We start from the raw sequence: 16,830 nt of genomic DNA, 5'->3' as shown, positions 1-16,830 counted from the left end.
TCGTCTAGAAGGGGATGTCGTCGTCGGCGCTGCCGCCGCCGGACCCCACCACGGCGAACGGGTCGGCGGACTGGGTGATCGAGCGCAACGTCTGCGAGGGGGCGGCACCGGCCTCGGAGACCCGGGTGGCCCAGGCCGGGAACGGGAACTCCAGGCAGAGCGGCACCGGGATGTCGGGCTGGTTGACGAACATGGTGCCGGGCTTGGCCAGCAGCGCCCGCTGCCGTTGCGCCGGTGGCAGGAAGCCGTACTCGGGGCGGGACGCCTCGGCCGGGTCGAGTCGACCGACCACCCGGATCGCCGAGTTGGTGACGATGCGCCGCTCCACCTCACTGGCGGTCTGCTGCGCGCCGATCAGGATCACCCCGAGCGAGCGGCCCCGCTCGGCGATGTCCAGCAGCACCTCCTTGATGGGGGAGGATCCCTCGCGGGGGGCGTACTTGTTCAGCTCGTCGAGCACCACGAACAGCAGCGGCTTGGCGCCCTGCTTCTCCTTGTTGTCGAACTCGGTCTTCAGGGTCACGCCGACCACGAAGCGCTGCGCGCGATCCGGCAGGTTGTGCAGGTCGACGACGGTGACCTGGGCCGACTCGGCGGTGTTGATGCTGTGTGGGCGGCGGGTCGCCAGGTCGCCCCGGATCAGCCGGGACAGGTCCTTCTTGCTGCCGATCAGCCGCCGGGCGAAGGCGTTCACCGTGCCCAGGCCGACCGCGCTGCCCGCCCAGTCGCTGCGCGTCTCGTCGTCGCTGAGCTGCTCGACGATGTGGTCGACCAGGTCGGCGTAGGTGCCCAGGCGCACCCCGTCGACGCTGACCCCGCCGTCGGCGGGCTGGGCGTACCGGGCCAGATGGGCGGCGACCGAGTGGACCACCATCGTGTACTGCTGCCGCTCGTCGTCGGCGTCGGCGAAGACGTACGGCAGCAGCCGCTTCTCGCAGAACTCGGTCAGCGTCCAGTAGAAGCTGTCCACCCCGGTCAGTCGGTTGTGCACGTCCGGGGTGCCGGAGGAGTCGCCGACCCTGGGCGGGGCGTACACCCGGACGTCCGGGAAGGCGTCGGCGACGAGACCGAGCCGGGCGTACGCGGCCCGGGTGGCGTCGTCCAGCCGGGCGTTCGGATGGTCGAGGAAGAGCAGGTCCTCGCCCTTGACGTTGAAGATCAGCGCCTTGGCGTTGACCGCGTCCCCGCCGAGCTGGCCGGAGCGGAACACCGAGTAGAGCAGGAAGGTGGCGAAGCTGGTCTTGGTGGCGACCCCGGAGATGCCGGAGATCGACACGTGCGCGCCGCGCGTGCCGTCGAGGAAGTCGGCGTTGAGGTAGACCGGCACGCCGTCGCGCCCGGTGCCCATCGGGACGCGTCGCTCCATCCGGTCGAAGTGCAGCGCCCGGGCGCGGGCGTCCCCCTCGGCCCGGTGCACCACCGCGCCCGGGTGCGGCGGGACGTAGAACTCCGGGTCCACCCGGGTGGTGGTGATCTCGGCGGCCTCCTGCACCTGTGCCGGCAGTGTGCCGTCGGCGATGGCGAACACGTCGGAGTCGAACTGCGCGCCCTCGTGCCGCGCGCGGACCTGGGTCACCACCCCGGCGATGGTCACCGGCTCGCGGTCGGGCAGCTCCCGCCGGGTGACCACCACGTCGTCGAGCTGGAGGTAACTGCCGGGGGAGACCGCCGTCCAGAACTGCAGCGGCGTGGCGTCGGCGGTGCCGAGCACCCGGCCGACCCCCTCGCCCGGGCTATCGATCCCGCCCGGGCCGACCCCCTCGCCCTGGCCGTCGATCGCGCCCGGGCGGTGGATCCCCTGGTCAGTCATCAGGCAGCTCCGGTCGGCAGGTCGTCGCGGTCGGCACACACGCCCTGCATCCTGCCGGAGGAGTACGACAGGCCGCCACGCGACGCGGCGGAGACCACGCCCCGGCCGTCCGTCGGGCGCGTACCGCGACCGACCGTGGACCCTGCGTGGCGGTGGTCGGGACGAGCTACCGGCGGGACGAGCTACCGGTGCCGCCGCGGCGGCTGCCCGCTCGGGTCGAGCCGCCCGGCCAACTCGTGCACGGCCGCCTCGTACCCCCGGTCGGTGTGGTAGGGCCAGTGCTGGTCGATCGGTGGCGGGACGGTGTCGTCCGGGTCGACGACGACCGCGCGGGGATCGCGCAACCGCCGGTCGACCGTACCGGCCGGCCCCGACACGCGCGGGCGCTCGCCGGGGTGGTGGGCGGAGAAGATCGGCCCGCCCACCGGGTCGGTGTTGCGCCACAGGTTCACCCACCGCCAGCCGATCCGGTCGCCCAGTTCGTACAGGGTCGCGTCGCCGAGGAAGGCGGGGAAGAGCCGGGCGTAGAGCCGGTGCAGCGGGCTGCCGTGGGTCAGCAACGCCACCCGCCGTCGTACCCGGTCCGGCAACTGGAGCAGCGTGGCGGCGGCGAGGACCGAGCCGTGGCTGTGCCCGGAGAGCACCACGTCGCCCCGAGCGGTCAGCGCGGTGACCCGCTTGGCCAGCTCCGGCACGGCCCGTTCGGCATAACACGGCGGCGCGAACGGATGCACCGTACGCGGCCAGAAGGTGCCCAGGTCCCAGATCACCGCCACCGTGCGCCGGGTCTCCTCGGACCGGTACGAGAGCACCCCGAGCACCAGGATGCCGAGGCCGACCAGACCGATGACGTACATCCCGACGTCGGTGGCGATGGCCAGGTTCATGGTCGCCTCGCCGTCGGTGTCGATCAGTCGCCGGCTCAGATCCGACGGTCCGATGCCGATCAGGTCGAGCCCCACCACGGCCACGCCGAACAGCGAGAGCACCAGGAACACGATGAAGGCCGGGGTGAGCTGCTCGGCGATCGCGGCCCGGGCGACCACCTCACGGACGACCCGACGTCGGGGGACCGCCTCCGGTGGTACGTCGGGGAAGTCCCGCCGGACGACCTCCTCGGCCATCCGGCGTCGGCGTCGTCGGCTGCTCAGCACCCGCCACATCGTCGTCGCCGCCACCACCACGATCGCCACCAGCCCGGCCAGCGCGGCCCACCGGTAGGAGACGGGCGGCTCCAGCGGTGGCGCTCCGGGCAGGTTCGGCCGGGCCGGGTTCGGGATCTCGCCCCGGTCCAGGAAGTCGGCCACCCGGTAGACCAGGGCGGCGGAGAACCCGTAGGCGGCGGCGACGGCCGCCGCGGCGAACACCGGCGCGGCCAGGCCGCTCAACCAGGACGAGTCCTTCCCCGCGCCGTGTCGCCGCTGGTGCAGGGTGGTGGCGGTGAGCACGGCCAGCAGGGCGGCCTGGACCGCGATCAACGCGGCCACCGCCCCCTCGAATCCGGGAAGCTGTTCCCGGGGCGGGGCCGGCTCCAGCGGGATCATGGTGTAGACCAGCGCCAGCACGGTGAGCCCGGTGGCCACCAGCCGCAGCGGACGGATGCCCCGGAAGTCCACCGGTCCGCGGCCCGGCCCCTCGTCGACCCGGCGGGAGGGTAGACAGAGCAGCACCACGCAGGCGGCGAGCAGGAACCAGGCGGTCACGAACAGCACGTACGCGACCGGGGTGGGACGGATCTTGATCTGTGCGCCGAGCAGGATGGCGTCCAGGGTGCCCAGCCCGACCGCCACGTGGACGGCGCGCAACCGCTGCACCACGAGTGCGTCGTTCCAGAAGCCGGGGCTGTCGATCCGGTCCTCCCCGCCGCCGCCCCGGTCCTCCCCGCCGCCCCGGTCCTGCCCGCGCGCGGCCGGGAACGCCTCGAACACCCGGGCGGAGCGCTCGCCGAGCCACCAGAGCAGCCGCAGCGCACCGATCGGCAGCAGCGCGAGCAACGCCAGGCGTGGTCCCAGCGGCAGGTCCGAGAGCCAGGACAGGTACGGGTGGTTGTGCACGCAGGGCTGGTAGGGCGTGCACTGCCAGCCGACGATGTCCACGGTCACCCCGACGATCGACAGGACGAACGCGGCGGTCAGGGTGGCGGCGAGCAGCCGACACACCGGGCCGATGGGGCTGCCGCTGCCGCCGGTCGGCGGCCGGGCCCACACGGCCAGGTTGACCAGCATGAACGGCAGCAGGAACAGCAACGAGAGGGTACGCACCGCGCCGCCCGCGGTGAGCGCACCCCAGCGGTACGCCTCCACGTGCATCCCGCTCGGGCGGTCGCTGATCCCGAACCCGGGACGGGGGCGGTAGAACCCGGCGTTGGTGTCGCCGGCCACCCGGATCACCACGGGATGGTCGAGCAGCGACTCGGCGGAGGTGCCGGAGACGCCGTGCACCCGCAGCTCGACCACCTCGTGTGCCAACGCCCCGCCTCCCGGCCGTTGCCGATCCCGGTTCACGGTAGAGAGCCGAGCAGCGGCCGGGTGGCGGATTACCACAACTGGATCCGGTCGGGTCAGCCTCTGGCGTAGCGCAGCAGCAGGGTGCCGTCGTCGGCGTGCAGGACGTGCCGCAGCGGCAGATGACGCGCCGGACTCGGGTCACCTGCGGTGATCCGCCCGGCGCCCGCACCGGCGAGCAGCGGGGCGACCGACAGACAGATCTCGTCGACCAGGTCGTCGGTGGTGAGCGCGCCGAACAGGTGCGGGCCGCCCTCGCAGAGCACCTGGTCGAGGCCGCGCCGACGCATCTCGGCGAGGCCGGCGACCAGGTCGACCCGCTCGTCACCGCAGTGCACCACGTCGGCCACGCTGGACAGTCCGGGCGGCGGCGAGGCGTCGGCGCAGGTGAGCACCACGGGGCGTACCGGGGCGTCGGCGAGGGCGGCCTGGTCGGGGTCGAGTCGCCCGCTGCCGGAGACCACCACCAGGGTCGGGTACTCGGCCAGCCCGTGCGCCCGCCGCCAGGCACGACGCCGCTCGTCGAGCCGGATCGCCCGGTAGCCCTCGTGGCGCAGCGTGCCGGCGGCCACCAGCAGCGCGTCGCAGAGCATCCGCAGCAGCCCGAACACCCGCTTGTCCGGTTCGCCGGAGAGCCCGGCGGAGTAGTCGTCGAGGCTGACCGCGCCGTCGACGCTGGTCACGAAGTTCATCCGCAGGTGGGGTCGGTCGGCACGCCGGTAGAGCGCGGTGAGCGTGTCGTCGTCGACCGGACCGGGTGACGGGTCGGGCCAGAGCGCGCGAATCGGAAGTCCGACGGTCATTCGCCGGCCGGACCGGTGACCGGAGGGGTGGGACGAGGGGTACGGTGCTGGCAGTCGCACCAGTTCCGGCCCGGACACTCGTCGTGCCGCCGTGTCCGGCACGCTCGGCAGATCATGCTGGCAGCCTATGCCGAGGAAGGATGACGCAGCATGTCACGTCAGATCTTCGCGCTGCGGATGTCTCTGGCCGGGCTGCGTCCCACGATCTGGCGGCGGGTCCTGGTGCCCGCCGGTTACACCCTCGACCGGGTTCACCGGGTGGTACAGCACGCGATGGGGTGGCGCGACTGCCACCTGCACTCGTTCGAGATCGACGGGGTGCAGTACGGCGAACCCGACCCCGACGGCGAGCTGAGTGTGCACGACGAGTTGGACGTACGCCTGGACGCGGTGGTGGGCAAGGGCAGCCGGATCCACTACACGTACGACTTCGGCGACTGGTGGGAGCACGATCTGGTGGTGGAGGACGCCTTCGCCGCCGACCCGGACGAGCGCTACCCGACCTGCCTGGACGGTGAGCGCGCCGGGCCGCCGGAGGACGTCGGTGGTCCGCAGGGCTACCTGTTGCTGCTCGCCGCGCTGAGCGATCCCGGCCACCCGGAGCACCGGGCGATGCGGGAATGGGTGGGTTCCGGATTCGACCCGGAGGCGTTCGACGCAGGTAGGGTCAGCACGCTGCTGCGCCGACTCTGCTGATTCGTTACTCAGCGATCACGTTGAGCTGCCCCGCGGTCCGTATCGGAGCGCGGGGTAAACATTTTCGCGGTAACGATCTGGGAACGCTCCCAGCGGGCTATTGACACTCCGGATACCTCCCGGCAATCTCATGGGAGCGTTCCCAAGATGGCGTGGATCACAGTCCCGCCCCGGGCGCCCGAACCGACCGACCAGTCGGGGCGGATGGCGCTGCGGCACCCCCCACCACACATAAACCAGCCTCACCACTGAAAGAGGGGTCAGGATGAGCCTCACCACGCGGCGTACCCGCCTGGCGGCAGGCGCGCTGGCGGCGGTCACCGCTGTCGGCGGTCTCGCGGCCTGCGGTAGCGATGACAGCAACACCGGCGAGGGCGGCAAGCCCGCCAAGCTGGTCGTCGACACCTTCGGCGAGATGGGCTACGACGAGCTCGTCAAGCAGTACGAGCAGCAGAGCGGCATCAAGATCGAGCTGCGGAAGACCGCGCAGCTCGGCGAGTACCGGCCGAAGCTGGTCCGGTACCTGGCCACCGGCAAGGGCGCGGCGGACGTCACCGCGCTGGAGGAGGGCATCCTCAACGAGTTCAAGGCCAACCCGCGCAACTGGGTCGACCTCACCCCGCTGATCGACGACCACTCCACGGAGTACCTGCCCTGGAAGTGGGAGCTGGGCAAGGCTCCCGACGGGCGTCTGATCGGCCTGCCGACCGACGTCGGCAGCCTCGCGGTCTGCTACCGCAAGGACCTGTTCCAGGCGGCCGGCCTGCCCACCGAGCGCGACCAGGTCTCGGCGCTCTGGCCGGACTGGAACGGCTTCCACCAGGCCGGTAAGAAGTACAAGGACGCGACCGGCAAGGCGTTCATCGACTCGATCACCGCGGTCTCGAACGGTGTGCTGTTCCAGCAGGGCAGCGACCTGTTCTACGACAAGGAGAACAACATCATCGCGGACTCCAGCCCCGCGGTGAAGGCCGCGTGGGACACCGCGACCTCGATGTCGGACATCTCCGCCAAGGCGGCGACCTGGTCGCCGGAGTGGTCGGGCGGCTTCAAGCAGGGCACCTTCGCGGCGACCTTCTGCCCGTCCTGGATGCTCGGCATCGTGGCGGACAACTCGGGTGAGGCCAACAAGGGCAAGTGGGACGTCGCGGCCGTGCCGGGCGGCGGCGGCAACTGGGGCGGCTCGTGGCTGGCCGTGCCGGAGCAGAGCGCGCACCAGAAGGAGGCGGCGAAGCTCGCCGAGTTCCTGACCAACGCCACCAGCCAGGTCGAGGCATTCAAGGCCAAGGGCCCGCTGCCCACCAACCTGGAGGCGCTGAAGAACGAGGCGTTCCTCAGCTACACCAACGAGTACTTCAGCGGCGCGCCGACCGGCAAGATCTTCGGTGAGAGTGTCGCCAAGATCGAGCCGGTCCACCTCGGCCCGAAGCACCAGGCGGTCAAGGAGAACGCGCTCGAGCCGGCCCTGCGGTCGTTCGAGAACGGGCAGGCCAACAAGGACAAGGCCTGGGAGCAGTTCGTGAAGGACGCCGGTATCCAGGGCGCCTTCTGACAGTGATTTCCCACCGGTGGCGTCCGGGGACTACCCCGGGCGCCACCGGTCGGTCCCCGTCTGGGTTGCACCCTGCGCGTGGGCCCCCTCGGAAGGGCTCCCGCCGGGAAAGGAAAATCATGAGCCTCTCGGCCACGACGGCCCCCCCGTCGAACGTCACACCACCGGGCTCCGAGCCCCCGCGTCGGCGCGGGTTCCTGCTCAACCGCCTGGATCTGAAGTACTCCCCGTACCTCTACATCGCGCCGTTCTTCCTGATCTTCGGCATCTTCGGGTTGTACCCGATGCTGCGGACCGCCTGGATGTCCCTGCACGACTGGGACATGATCGGCGACCAGACGTTCATCGGGCTCGACAACTACGCCGCCCTGATCAAGGACGACTACTTCTGGAACGCGCTCTTCAACACGTTCGGCATCTTCGCGCTGTCGACCATCCCGCAGTTGCTGCTCGCGCTCTTCCTGGCGAACCTGCTCAACAGCACCCTGCTGCGCGCCAAGACCTTCTTCCGGCTGGCGATCTTCATCCCGAACGTGGTCTCGGTGGCCGCCGTCGCGATCGTCTTCGGCATGCTGTTCCAGCGGGAGTTCGGCCTCATCAACTGGGTGCTCAGCTTCGTCGGCGTCGACAACATCGACTGGGACGGCCAGCGGTGGAGCTCCTGGACCGCGATCGCGACCATGGTCAACTGGCGCTGGGTCGGTTACAACACCCTGATCCTGCTCGCCGGGATGCAGGCCATCCCGAAGGACCTCTACGAGGCGGCCTCGATCGACGGCGCCGGCCCGTGGCGGCAGTTCTGGCAGATCACCATCCCCATGGTCCGCCCCACCCTGATCTTCGTGATCATCCTCTCCACGATCGGCGGCATGCAGCTCTTCACCGAGCCGCTGCTCTTCGCCAACGGCAGCATCCTCGGCGGCAACCAGCGGGAGTTCCAGACCCTGGCGATGTACATGTACGAGAAGGGCATCGAGAACCTCAACACCGCTGGCTACGGTGCCGCCGTCGCCTGGGCGATCTTCCTGATCATCGCGTTGATGTCGCTGCTCAACTTCGTACTCGTCCGCCGTTCGGCCAAGTGAGGAGAGAGCTGTGACCTCGGCCTCCCGGCGCCTGTGGCGCACCAGTCCGCTGACCTACATCGCGCTCGTCCTGGCGGCGCTGCTGTCGATCTACCCGTTCTACTACATGGTCGTGATCGGCACCCGCACGCTGGACTCGATCAACGACGTACCGCCGCCGCTCACCCCGGGTGGTGCCTTCGGTGACAACTTCGGGCGCGTGCTCGACAACGACGCGGCCAACTTCCTCACCGGCCTGATGAACTCGATCATCGTCTCCTCGGTGGTGACCCTGTCGGTGGTCCTCACCGGCTCGCTGGCCGGCTTCGCCTTCGCGAAGCTGCGTTTCCGGGGCCGCAACATCCTGCTGCTGATGATCGTCATCACCATGATGATCCCGACCCAGCTCGGCATCATCCCGCTCTGGGGCATGATGCAGGAATTGAACTGGTACGGCACCCTGTACGCCGTCACCGTGCCGTTCCTGGTCAGCGCGTTCGGCGTGTTCATGATGCGGCAGTACGCCAGCCAGGCGATCTCCGACGAGCTGATCGAGGCCGGTCGGGTCGACGGTGCCAGCACGTTCCGGATCTACTGGAACATCGTGCTGCCGGCGCTGCGTCCGGCGGCGGCCGTCCTCGGCCTGCTGACCTTCATGGAGACGTGGAACTCCTTCCTCTGGCCGTACGCGATCCTCACCCCGGAGAACCCGACCCTCCAGGTCTCGCTCTCCTTCCTCTCGTACGCCTACTACACCGACTACTCCCAGGTCTTCGCCGCCACGGCGGTCGGCACCCTGCCACTGGTCCTGGTCTTCATCCTGTTCGGCCGCCAGATCATCGGCGGCATCATGGAAGGTGCTGTCAAGTCGTGAGCAACCCCGCCATCCCACCCGCGGTGGGTGTCCTCGACGAGCGCGCCCCGTTGACCTTCCCGTCCGACTTCCTCTGGGGCGCGGCCACCGCCGCCTACCAGATCGAGGGCGCGGCGCGCGAGGGTGGCCGTACCCCGTCGATCTGGGACACCTTCAGCCACACCGAGGGCCGGACCGTCGCCGGGCACACCGGCGACGTCGCCTGCGACCACTACCACCGGCTCGGTGACGACGTTCGTCTGATGGCCGAGCTGGGGTTGAAGTCGTACCGGTTCTCGGTGTCGTGGCCGCGGGTGCAGCCGGGCGGCTCGGGCCCGGCCAACGCCGAGGGGTTGGACTTCTACCAGCGGCTGGTCGACGAACTGTTGTCCAACGGCATCGAGCCGTGGCTCACCCTCTATCACTGGGACCTGCCCCAGGAGTTGGAGGACGCCGGTGGCTGGCCGGCCCGCGACACGGCCGCCCGGTTCGCCGACTACGCGCAGCTCGTGGCGGGTGCGTTGGGCGACCGGGTGAAGTACTGGACGACGCTCAACGAGCCGTGGTGCTCGGCGTTCCTCGGCTACGGCTCGGGCGTGCACGCGCCCGGTCGGCAGAACGGCGCGGACGCGGTCCGCGCCGGACACCACCTGATGCTCGGCCACGGGCTCGCCGTCCAGGCGCTGCGTGCGGCCATTCCGAGTGCCCAGCTCGGCGTGACCGTCAACCTGTACCCGGTGACCCCGGCCAGTGACGCGCCTGGCGACCTGGACGCCGCCCGGCGCATCGACGGGTTGGCCAACCGGTTCTTCCTGGATCCGATCCTTCGCGGGTCGTACCCGGAGGACCTGGTCACGGACCTGGCGAAGGTGACCGACTTCGGGCACGTCCACGACGGCGACCTGGCGGTCATCTCCAGCCCGCTGGACGTGGTCGGCATCAACTACTACAGCCGGCACGTGGTGGCCGCGCCGGTGCCCGGCGAGGACCCGGAGGAGTACTGGCGGGCCCCGTCGACCTGGCCGGGCAGCGAGAACGTCCGGTTCGTCACCCGCGGATTCCCGGTGACCGACATGAACTGGGAGATCGACGCTCCCGGCCTGGTCGAGACCCTGCGTCGGGTGCACGAGGAGTACACCGACCTGCCGCTCTACGTCACCGAGAACGGCTCGGCTTTCGTCGACGCGGTGGTCGACGGTCAGGTCGACGACGCCGACCGGCTGGCGTACTTCGACGCCCACCTGCGCGCCTCGCACGAGGCGATCAGCGCCGGCGTGCCCCTGCGGGGATACTTCGCCTGGTCGCTGTTGGATAATTTCGAGTGGGCCTGGGGTTATACCAAGCGGTTCGGGATGATCTACGTCGACTACGACAGCCAGACTCGTATCCCCAAGTCCAGCGCCAGGTGGTACGCGGAGGTGATCCGACGCAACGGTCTGGCCGCACAATAGGGCGACGGCCAGCCAGTAACGGGTGGCCCGGCACCAACGCTGAACCAGGTGCCGGGTCCGCCCATGTCGGAGGAGCAGACGATGACAACGCAGCGCACCCGGTCGCTCGGGCGCCCGACCCTCGACGCGGTCGCCGCCCGCGCCGGAGTCGGCCGCGGGACGGTCTCCCGCGTGGTCAACGGCTCCCCCCAGGTGAGTCCCGAGGCCCGCGCCGCCGTGCAGCAGGCAATCGCCGAACTGGGGTACGTGCCGAACCGCGCGGCCCGGGCCCTGGTGACCCAACGCACCGACTCGGTGGCCCTGGTGGTCAGCGAGTCCGGTGAGCGCATCTTCGCCGAGCCGTTCTTCGCCGGCATCGTGCGCGGGATCAGCTCGGTCCTGCTGGAGACGCCGTTGCAGCTCTGGCTGGCGATGGCACAGTCGCCGCTGGAGCGGGAACGGGTCGAGCACCACCTCACCAACCAGCACGTCGACGGGGTGCTGCTGCTGTCGCTGCACGACTCCGACCCGCTGCCCACCCTCCTGGAGGAGCGGGGGCTGCCCACGGTGCTGGGCGGACGTCCGGCCCGGATGCTGCACCCCGAGGCCCAGCCCGCCTCCTTCGTCGACGTCGACAACGCCGGTGGTGCGCGGCAGGCCGTGGAGTACCTCGCCGCCCGGGGACGTCGCCGCATCGCCACCATCGCCGGCCCCCAGGACATGGGCGCCGGCCTGGCCCGGCTCGCCGGCTACCGGGACGCGGTCCGCACCGCCGGGTTCGGCGTCAACCCCGACCTCATCGGGTACGGCGACTTCAGCGAGGAGAGCGGGTCGACCGCGATGCGGCTACTGCTGGACCGCTGCCCCGACCTGGACGCCGTCTTCGTCGCCGCCGACCTGATGGCCTTCGGCGCCATGCGGACGCTGCGCGAGACCGGCCGCCGCGTACCGGAGGACGTGGCCGTGATCGGCTTCGACGACGCGCCCATCGCCCGACAGGCCAACCCGCCGCTCACCTCGGTGTTCCAGCCGGTCGACGAGATGGGCCGGCAGATGGCCCGCCTGCTGGTGGCCCGCATCCGCGGTGACGAGATCCCCGACCCGCACATCGTCCTGGACACCCAGCTCGTCGAGCGCGCCACCGCCTGACGCACACCCTCAGAGCCTGCCCTGCGGCTGATCACCAGCGGCGGGTAGGTGCACGACACCTCAGAGCGGGTCGGCAGCGAGGGCTCGTCGCGGGCCCCTATCCGGGCGGAGGCCGCCGCGACGGACCGAGGCCCTGACCTACCTCTGCTTCGGGCACTGTCGAGCTGACCCGTTTTCGCCATCGCTCGGTCACATGCGATTGGTCGCCGTCGAACAGGCCGCCGCTGGCTGCTCGCTGCCGTGCGAGCCGCCGCTGGCTGCTCGCTGCCGAGTGGGCGACCGGTGACCCGTCTCTGCTCTCAGCTCGACAGGCGCCGGAGCGGTGCAGTACTGCTCGGTCTGGTGCCGCCGGAGCATCGGCGCGTGGTGGCCGAACGGAACAGGGCCGGCGACGGCGGACCGGGCGGCGGGTCAGGCGGGGTGGGTCCAGCGGCGTAGTTCGCGCTTGGCGAGGCTGGCGCGGTGCACCTCGTCGGGGCCGTCGGCGAGGCGGAGCGTACGGGCGTGGGTCCAGAGTGCGGCCAGGGGAGTGTCCTGGCTGACGCCGGCCGCGCCGTACGTCTGGATCGCCTTGTCGATCACCCACTCGGCCATCGCCGGGGTAGCGATCTTGATCGCCTGGATCTCGATGTGTGCGCCCTTGTTGCCGACGGTGTCCATCAGCCAGGCGGTCTTGAGCACCAGCAGGCGGGCCTGCTCGATGCGGACCCGGGACTCGGCGATCCACTCCCGCACCACGCCCTGCTCGGCGAGGGGACGGCCGAACGCGACCCGGTCGGCGGCTCGACGGCAGAGCAGTTCCAGGGCCCGTTCGGCCATGCCGATCAGGCGCATGCAGTGGTGGATGCGGCCGGGGCCGAGCCGGGCCTGGGCGATGGCAAACCCGCTGCCCTCGGCGCCGACGAGGTTCTCCGTCGGCACCCGTACGCCGTCGAAGTCGATCTCGGCGTGACCACCGTGCGGGGCGTCGCTGAAGCCGAAGACGGTCATCCCCCGGCGGACCGTGACCCCGGGGGTGTCCCGGGGGACCAGGACCATGCTCTGCTGCCGGTGCCGGTCGGCGCCCGGGTCGGTCTTGCCCATCACGACGAGGATCTCGCAGGCCGGGTCCATCGCCCCGGACGACCACCACTTGCGGCCGTCGATCACGTAGTGGTCGCCGTCGCGGCGGATCGCGGTGGCGATGTTCGTCGCGTCGGAGGAGGCGACGTCGGGTTCGGTCATGCAGAACGCCGAGCGGATCTGGCCGGCCAGCAGCGGGCCGAGCCACCGCTCCTGCTGGGCGGGGGAGCCGAACTCGGCGAGCAACTCCATGTTGCCGGTGTCCGGCGCGGCGCAGTTGAGCGCCTCCGGGGCCAGGTGCGGGCTGCGGCCGGTCAGCTCGGCCAGCGGCGCGTACTGGAGGTTGGTCAGCCCGGCGCCGTGACGCGGATCGGGGAGGAAGAGGTTCCACAGGTTGCGCCGACGTGCCTCGTCCTTCAACGTCGCCAGCACCGGCGGTCGGGCCCACGGGTCACCGGCGGCGGCCACCTCGGCGGCGTACACGGCCTCGGCCGGGTAGACGTGATCAACCAGGAACTCGGTCAGCTCCCCGCGCAACTGCTCGGTGCGGTCGTCGTACCCGAAGTGCATCATGCCTCCCTCAGCGTGGCCAGCCCGTGGTCGACCAGCGGGGCGACCATGCCGCCGATGGTGTCGAAACCCTCGCCGAGGGTCTGCCCGAGGGTGTGCCGGTAGTGGATGCCCTCGCAGATCACCGCGAGTTTGAAGCAGCCCAGCGCCACGTGCCAGTCGAGCGGGCCGACGTCGACGTCGCTGCGCGCGGCGTACCGGTCGATCAGCTCCGCGCCGGTCGGGAACCCGGCGCGCGGGCCGATGCCGTCGGCGACCGGGTTGTCGACGGGCACCACACCGCCGCCCAGGACGTCCCAGTACGTCAACAGCAGCCCGAGATCGGCCAGCGGATCGCCGAGCGTGGCCATCTCCCAGTCCAGCACCGCGGTCACGCTCATCGAGCCGGTCGCCGGTTCGACGGCGGCGAGCAGGTTGTCCAGCCGGTAGTCGCCGTGCACGATGCGGCCCGTACCGGTGCTGTCGCGGGCCGTGGCGGCGAGCCGGTCGCGTAGCTCGTCGATGCCGGGCAGTGGTCGGCTGCGGGACCGGTCGAGCTGCCCGGCCCAGCGGCGTACCTGCCGGGCCAGGTAGCCGTCCGGGCGGCCGAAGTCGGCCAGGCCGACCGCCGCCGGGTCGACGGTGTGCAGCGTGGCGAGGGTGTCCATCATCGCCATCGCCAGGTCGTGCCGCTGCCCGGCGTCGAGCCGGTCGGTCTGTGCGCGACTCCGGTACACCTCGCCGGGAACGCGCTCCATCAGATAGAACGGCGCGCCGAGCACGTCCTCGTCGGCGCAGAGCAGCAGGGCGCGGGGGACCGGCACGTCGGTGCCGGCCAGCGCCGAGATCACCCGGAACTCGCGGGCCATGTCGTGCGCGGTGGCCAGGACGTGCCCCAGCGGCGGTCGCCGCAGCACCAGGTCACGGCCACCGACCCGGACCAGGTAGGTGAGGTTCGACCGCCCACCGGCGATCAGGTCGGCCCGCAGCGGCTCCCCGGCCGACTCCGGTCGGTGCGACGCGAGGTACGCGCCGAGCCGGTCCAGGTCCAGTCCGGCGGGGAAACGGGCAGCCGGATCGGTCATTCGGACAGTTGATGGCAGCCCCGACGGGTTGTCAAGGTCAGGTTTTGCCCAGGGGACATGCCGCAGCAACAGGGACGAAATGGTCAACTGCCAGGCTCTGGGTCAGCCTGCCGGCATTGTGCCGGCCCGCCGAGCGGAGGGTTCAGATGTTGCTGCGCGTACGGGTCACCCTGCCGGACCGTCCGGGCACCCTCGGCCAGGTGGCCCGCACCCTCGGTGTCTCGGGTGCGGACATCGTCCAGGTGGTCGTCCTGGAACGGCTCGGCGGGCGGGCGGTGGACGACTTCACCGTGGTCTGGCCGGGCGCCGCCCGGGTGGAACGGTTGCTGGCCGGTCTGGCCGCGATCCCGGGCGTACGCGTCGACGGGGTGTGGCGGGCGATCGGCGCGCCCACCACCACCGGGCAGGACGCCGAACTGCTGGCCCAGGTCGCCGCGAACCCGGCCGACGGGCTGGCCACCCTGGTCGACGCGGTACCCGGACTGCTCGCCGCCGAGTGGGCCGTGGCCGCCGTCGTACCGGTCGACTGGGCCTCCCGCACGGGAGGCGGCGGCGCGACGGTCGGGCACGCGAGCTGGCGTACGCCGGTGCCGCCCCGGCTGCCGGAGGTGACCCCGCTGCGCGCCCGGTCGATGACCATGCCCGACGGCAGCCACTTCGCGGTCGCGCCGTTCGGACGCGCCGGTCTGGTCCTGGTGGTCTCCCGCGAGCACAACGAGACGCTGACCCCGGCCGCCTTCCACAGCACCGAGGTCGACCGGCTCGCCCAGCTCGTGCGGGCCAGCGCGGTGATCCTCGGCGACCGACTCGACCTGGTCGGCCCCCCGGCCGTCACCGCCAACCCCTGACCGCCCGCGACCTGGTGTGACGCAGACCGCAGGGCCCGTCGCCGCCGGACACGGCGGGGCAACCGCCCCGCAACAGCCGCAGGCCAGGGTGACAGGTGAAAGGAGGCGACCATGACGCTGTGGCGGATCCGGGCCACCGTGGACGACCGGCCGGGCTACCTGTCGGTGCTCACGGCGAGCCTCGCGCTGCGTGGAGTCAACATCCTCACCGTGCAGGTGCACACCACCGAACGCGGCGCCGTCGACGACTTCCTCGTGGACGCGCCGGACACCCTGGACGAGGCGGGTCTGATCGCCGCCGTGGAACGCGGCCGGGGGCGGGACTGCTGGGTGGCGCGCAGCGAGGCGCGTGGCCTGGCGGACCAGCCGACCCGGGTACTCGGGCTGGCCACCCGGCTGGTCCACGACCCGGACGCGACCGGCCAGGTGCTGCGTGCCCTGCTCGGCGCGGACGAGGTGACCTGGCGTCCGGCGCTCGCCGTGACGCGCGTCGGAGTCGACGAGTCGACGATGCTGCTGGCCGACCCCAACGGCGGCTCCTACCTGCTGCGCCGGGTCGCGCCGAGCTTCACCCCCGCCGAGTACGCCCGCGCGCAGGCCCTGCTGGAGCTGGGCGCCACCGCAGCCCGCCGCACCGCCGAACAGGTCACCGTGGTCCTGCCCGACGGCGCCGAACTGACCGTACGCCCGGCCGTCGCCGACGACCTGGCAGCGGTGACCGAGTTGCACGAGGCGTGCTCGGCGGAGACCCGCCAACGCCGCTACCTGGGCGGTGCCTGCCTGCCCACCCCGGCCCGACTGCGCCAGATCCTGGAACCGGCGCGCGGGCAGACCCTGATCGCCGTGACGACCGGCTCCGACGGGGAGGCGGAGTCGGTCGTCGCGATGGCGAACCTGCTCGCCGAGGGCGACGAGGCCGAGGCGGCCCTGCTGGTCCGCGACGACTGGCAGCGGCGCGGGCTCGGTTCGACCCTGCTGCGCCGGTTGACGCGGCAGGCCGAGTCCGCCGGGTACGCGGCGATGGTGCTGCACATCCAGGCGGACAACACGCCCATGCTGCGTACCCTGCGTCGGCTGGCGCGACCCGCCACCGCCGAACGCGACGGCTCCCTGCTCACCATGACCGTGCCCCTCGGGGCCGAGGTGTCGGCGGCGACGGAACGCGCCGGCTGACAGCACAGACGACCGACCTCCGGTGCGGAGGACGGTGAGGTGGGCGGGGCTCCCGGTGCGGGAGCCCCGCCCACCGCCCTTTGCTGTCCCGCACGCTCTCGTGTGCCGGGTCGCGCGCCTCGCCGTGGGGCACGCCTTGCCGCGTGGTGCCGCGTGGCGCGGTGGACCCCGTCGATCATGGAGTTGTGGTGAGCGTTCTCCGCTGAATTGCCCCTGTTCGTCCGTGCCACAACTCCATGATCGACGGGGAGT

At 71.4% G+C, this 16,830-nt stretch carries 13 protein-coding genes; 8 read left to right on the top strand and 5 right to left on the bottom strand.

Going from position 1 to position 16,830, the window contains the following annotated elements:
* Nucleotides 1-4: 4 nt before the first annotated feature.
* From ACIBMZ_RS06335 to ACIBMZ_RS06325, 3 genes are all read right to left on the bottom strand, one after another.
* Nucleotides 5-1,810: an ATP-binding protein gene (locus ACIBMZ_RS06335; protein WP_396691530.1), complete on the bottom strand. Its 1,806-nt coding sequence runs from the start codon at nucleotides 1,808-1,810 to the stop codon at nucleotides 5-7.
* A 182-nt stretch (nucleotides 1,811-1,992) separates the two neighbouring features.
* Nucleotides 1,993-4,314, bottom strand: a complete 2,322-nt coding sequence (locus tag ACIBMZ_RS06330; protein ID WP_396691529.1) for a hypothetical protein — start codon at nucleotides 4,312-4,314, stop codon at nucleotides 1,993-1,995.
* A gap of 56 nt (nucleotides 4,315-4,370) precedes the next feature.
* Nucleotides 4,371-5,117, bottom strand: a complete 747-nt coding sequence (locus tag ACIBMZ_RS06325) for a pyrimidine reductase family protein (protein WP_396691528.1) — start codon at nucleotides 5,115-5,117, stop codon at nucleotides 4,371-4,373.
* Between the two features lie 150 nt (nucleotides 5,118-5,267).
* Here ACIBMZ_RS06325 and ACIBMZ_RS06320 point away from each other — a divergent pair, with 150 nt between their 5' ends.
* From ACIBMZ_RS06320 to ACIBMZ_RS06295, 6 genes are all read left to right on the top strand, one after another.
* Nucleotides 5,268-5,813, top strand: a complete 546-nt coding sequence (locus ACIBMZ_RS06320; protein ID WP_396691527.1) for a plasmid pRiA4b ORF-3 family protein — start codon at nucleotides 5,268-5,270, stop codon at nucleotides 5,811-5,813.
* Between the two features lie 265 nt (nucleotides 5,814-6,078).
* Nucleotides 6,079-7,365, top strand: coding sequence for an ABC transporter substrate-binding protein (locus ACIBMZ_RS06315; RefSeq protein ID WP_396691526.1), 1,287 nt, complete (start codon nucleotides 6,079-6,081; stop codon nucleotides 7,363-7,365).
* A 119-nt stretch (nucleotides 7,366-7,484) separates the two neighbouring features.
* Nucleotides 7,485-8,450, top strand: a complete 966-nt coding sequence (locus tag ACIBMZ_RS06310) for a carbohydrate ABC transporter permease (RefSeq protein WP_396691525.1) — start codon at nucleotides 7,485-7,487, stop codon at nucleotides 8,448-8,450.
* A 10-nt stretch (nucleotides 8,451-8,460) separates the two neighbouring features.
* Nucleotides 8,461-9,303: a carbohydrate ABC transporter permease gene (locus ACIBMZ_RS06305; RefSeq protein WP_396691523.1), complete on the top strand. Its 843-nt coding sequence runs from the start codon at nucleotides 8,461-8,463 to the stop codon at nucleotides 9,301-9,303.
* Entirely contained in the window at nucleotides 9,300-10,733 is a 1,434-nt protein-coding gene (locus tag ACIBMZ_RS06300) for a GH1 family beta-glucosidase (RefSeq protein ID WP_396691522.1), read from the top strand. The genes ACIBMZ_RS06305 and ACIBMZ_RS06300 overlap by 4 nt, the downstream gene beginning before the upstream one ends.
* Before the next feature lie 81 nt (nucleotides 10,734-10,814).
* Nucleotides 10,815-11,861 (top strand): LacI family DNA-binding transcriptional regulator, encoded by a 1,047-nt coding sequence (locus ACIBMZ_RS06295; protein ID WP_396691521.1) that lies wholly within the window; start codon nucleotides 10,815-10,817, stop codon nucleotides 11,859-11,861.
* A gap of 411 nt (nucleotides 11,862-12,272) precedes the next feature.
* Here ACIBMZ_RS06295 and ACIBMZ_RS06290 read toward each other — a convergent pair whose 3' ends face one another.
* Both ACIBMZ_RS06290 and ACIBMZ_RS06285 read right to left on the bottom strand, forming a co-directional pair.
* The gene (locus ACIBMZ_RS06290; protein ID WP_396691520.1) at nucleotides 12,273-13,493 is read right to left on the bottom strand and encodes an acyl-CoA dehydrogenase family protein; all 1,221 of its coding nucleotides are present in this window, start codon (nucleotides 13,491-13,493) and stop codon (nucleotides 12,273-12,275) included.
* Nucleotides 13,493-14,557: a phosphotransferase family protein gene (locus ACIBMZ_RS06285; protein ID WP_396691519.1), complete on the bottom strand. Its 1,065-nt coding sequence runs from the start codon at nucleotides 14,555-14,557 to the stop codon at nucleotides 13,493-13,495. Before ACIBMZ_RS06285 ends, ACIBMZ_RS06290 begins: the two co-directional genes overlap by 1 nt.
* Before the next feature lie 146 nt (nucleotides 14,558-14,703).
* On the opposite strand from ACIBMZ_RS06285, the gene ACIBMZ_RS06280 reads away from it, so the two are divergent.
* Both ACIBMZ_RS06280 and ACIBMZ_RS06275 read left to right on the top strand, forming a co-directional pair.
* Entirely contained in the window at nucleotides 14,704-15,405 is a 702-nt protein-coding gene (locus tag ACIBMZ_RS06280; protein WP_396691518.1) for an amino acid-binding protein, read from the top strand.
* Between the two features lie 111 nt (nucleotides 15,406-15,516).
* A complete protein-coding gene (locus ACIBMZ_RS06275) occupies nucleotides 15,517-16,578 on the top strand; it encodes a GNAT family N-acetyltransferase (protein WP_396691517.1) in 1,062 nt (353 codons plus the stop codon).
* The last annotated feature ends 252 nt before the right edge of the window (nucleotides 16,579-16,830 follow it).

Origin of the sequence: Micromonospora sp. NPDC049900 (assembly GCF_044461025.1) — a bacterium.
Classification (GTDB): Bacteria; Actinomycetota; Actinomycetes; order Mycobacteriales; family Micromonosporaceae; genus Micromonospora.
This window is presented reverse-complemented; position numbering and strand designations above follow the sequence as displayed.

Bases quoted from the DNA above. Each gene is read 5' to 3' on its own strand.
- ACIBMZ_RS06325 (WP_396691528.1), bottom strand. From the start codon at position 5,117: ATGACCGTCGGACTTCCGATTCGCGCGCTCTGGCCCGACCCGTCACCC.
- ACIBMZ_RS06295 (WP_396691521.1), top strand. From the start codon at position 10,815: ATGACAACGCAGCGCACCCGGTCGCTCGGGCGCCCGACCCTCGACGCG.
- ACIBMZ_RS06275 (WP_396691517.1), top strand. From the start codon at position 15,517: ATGACGCTGTGGCGGATCCGGGCCACCGTGGACGACCGGCCGGGCTAC.
- ACIBMZ_RS06285 (WP_396691519.1), bottom strand. From the start codon at position 14,557: ATGACCGATCCGGCTGCCCGTTTCCCCGCCGGACTGGACCTGGACCGG.
- ACIBMZ_RS06310 (WP_396691525.1), top strand. From the start codon at position 7,485: ATGAGCCTCTCGGCCACGACGGCCCCCCCGTCGAACGTCACACCACCG.
- ACIBMZ_RS06280 (WP_396691518.1), top strand. From the start codon at position 14,704: ATGTTGCTGCGCGTACGGGTCACCCTGCCGGACCGTCCGGGCACCCTC.
- ACIBMZ_RS06290 (WP_396691520.1), bottom strand. From the start codon at position 13,493: ATGCACTTCGGGTACGACGACCGCACCGAGCAGTTGCGCGGGGAGCTG.
- ACIBMZ_RS06320 (WP_396691527.1), top strand. From the start codon at position 5,268: ATGTCACGTCAGATCTTCGCGCTGCGGATGTCTCTGGCCGGGCTGCGT.
- ACIBMZ_RS06315 (WP_396691526.1), top strand. From the start codon at position 6,079: ATGAGCCTCACCACGCGGCGTACCCGCCTGGCGGCAGGCGCGCTGGCG.
- ACIBMZ_RS06335 (WP_396691530.1), bottom strand. From the start codon at position 1,810: ATGACTGACCAGGGGATCCACCGCCCGGGCGCGATCGACGGCCAGGGC.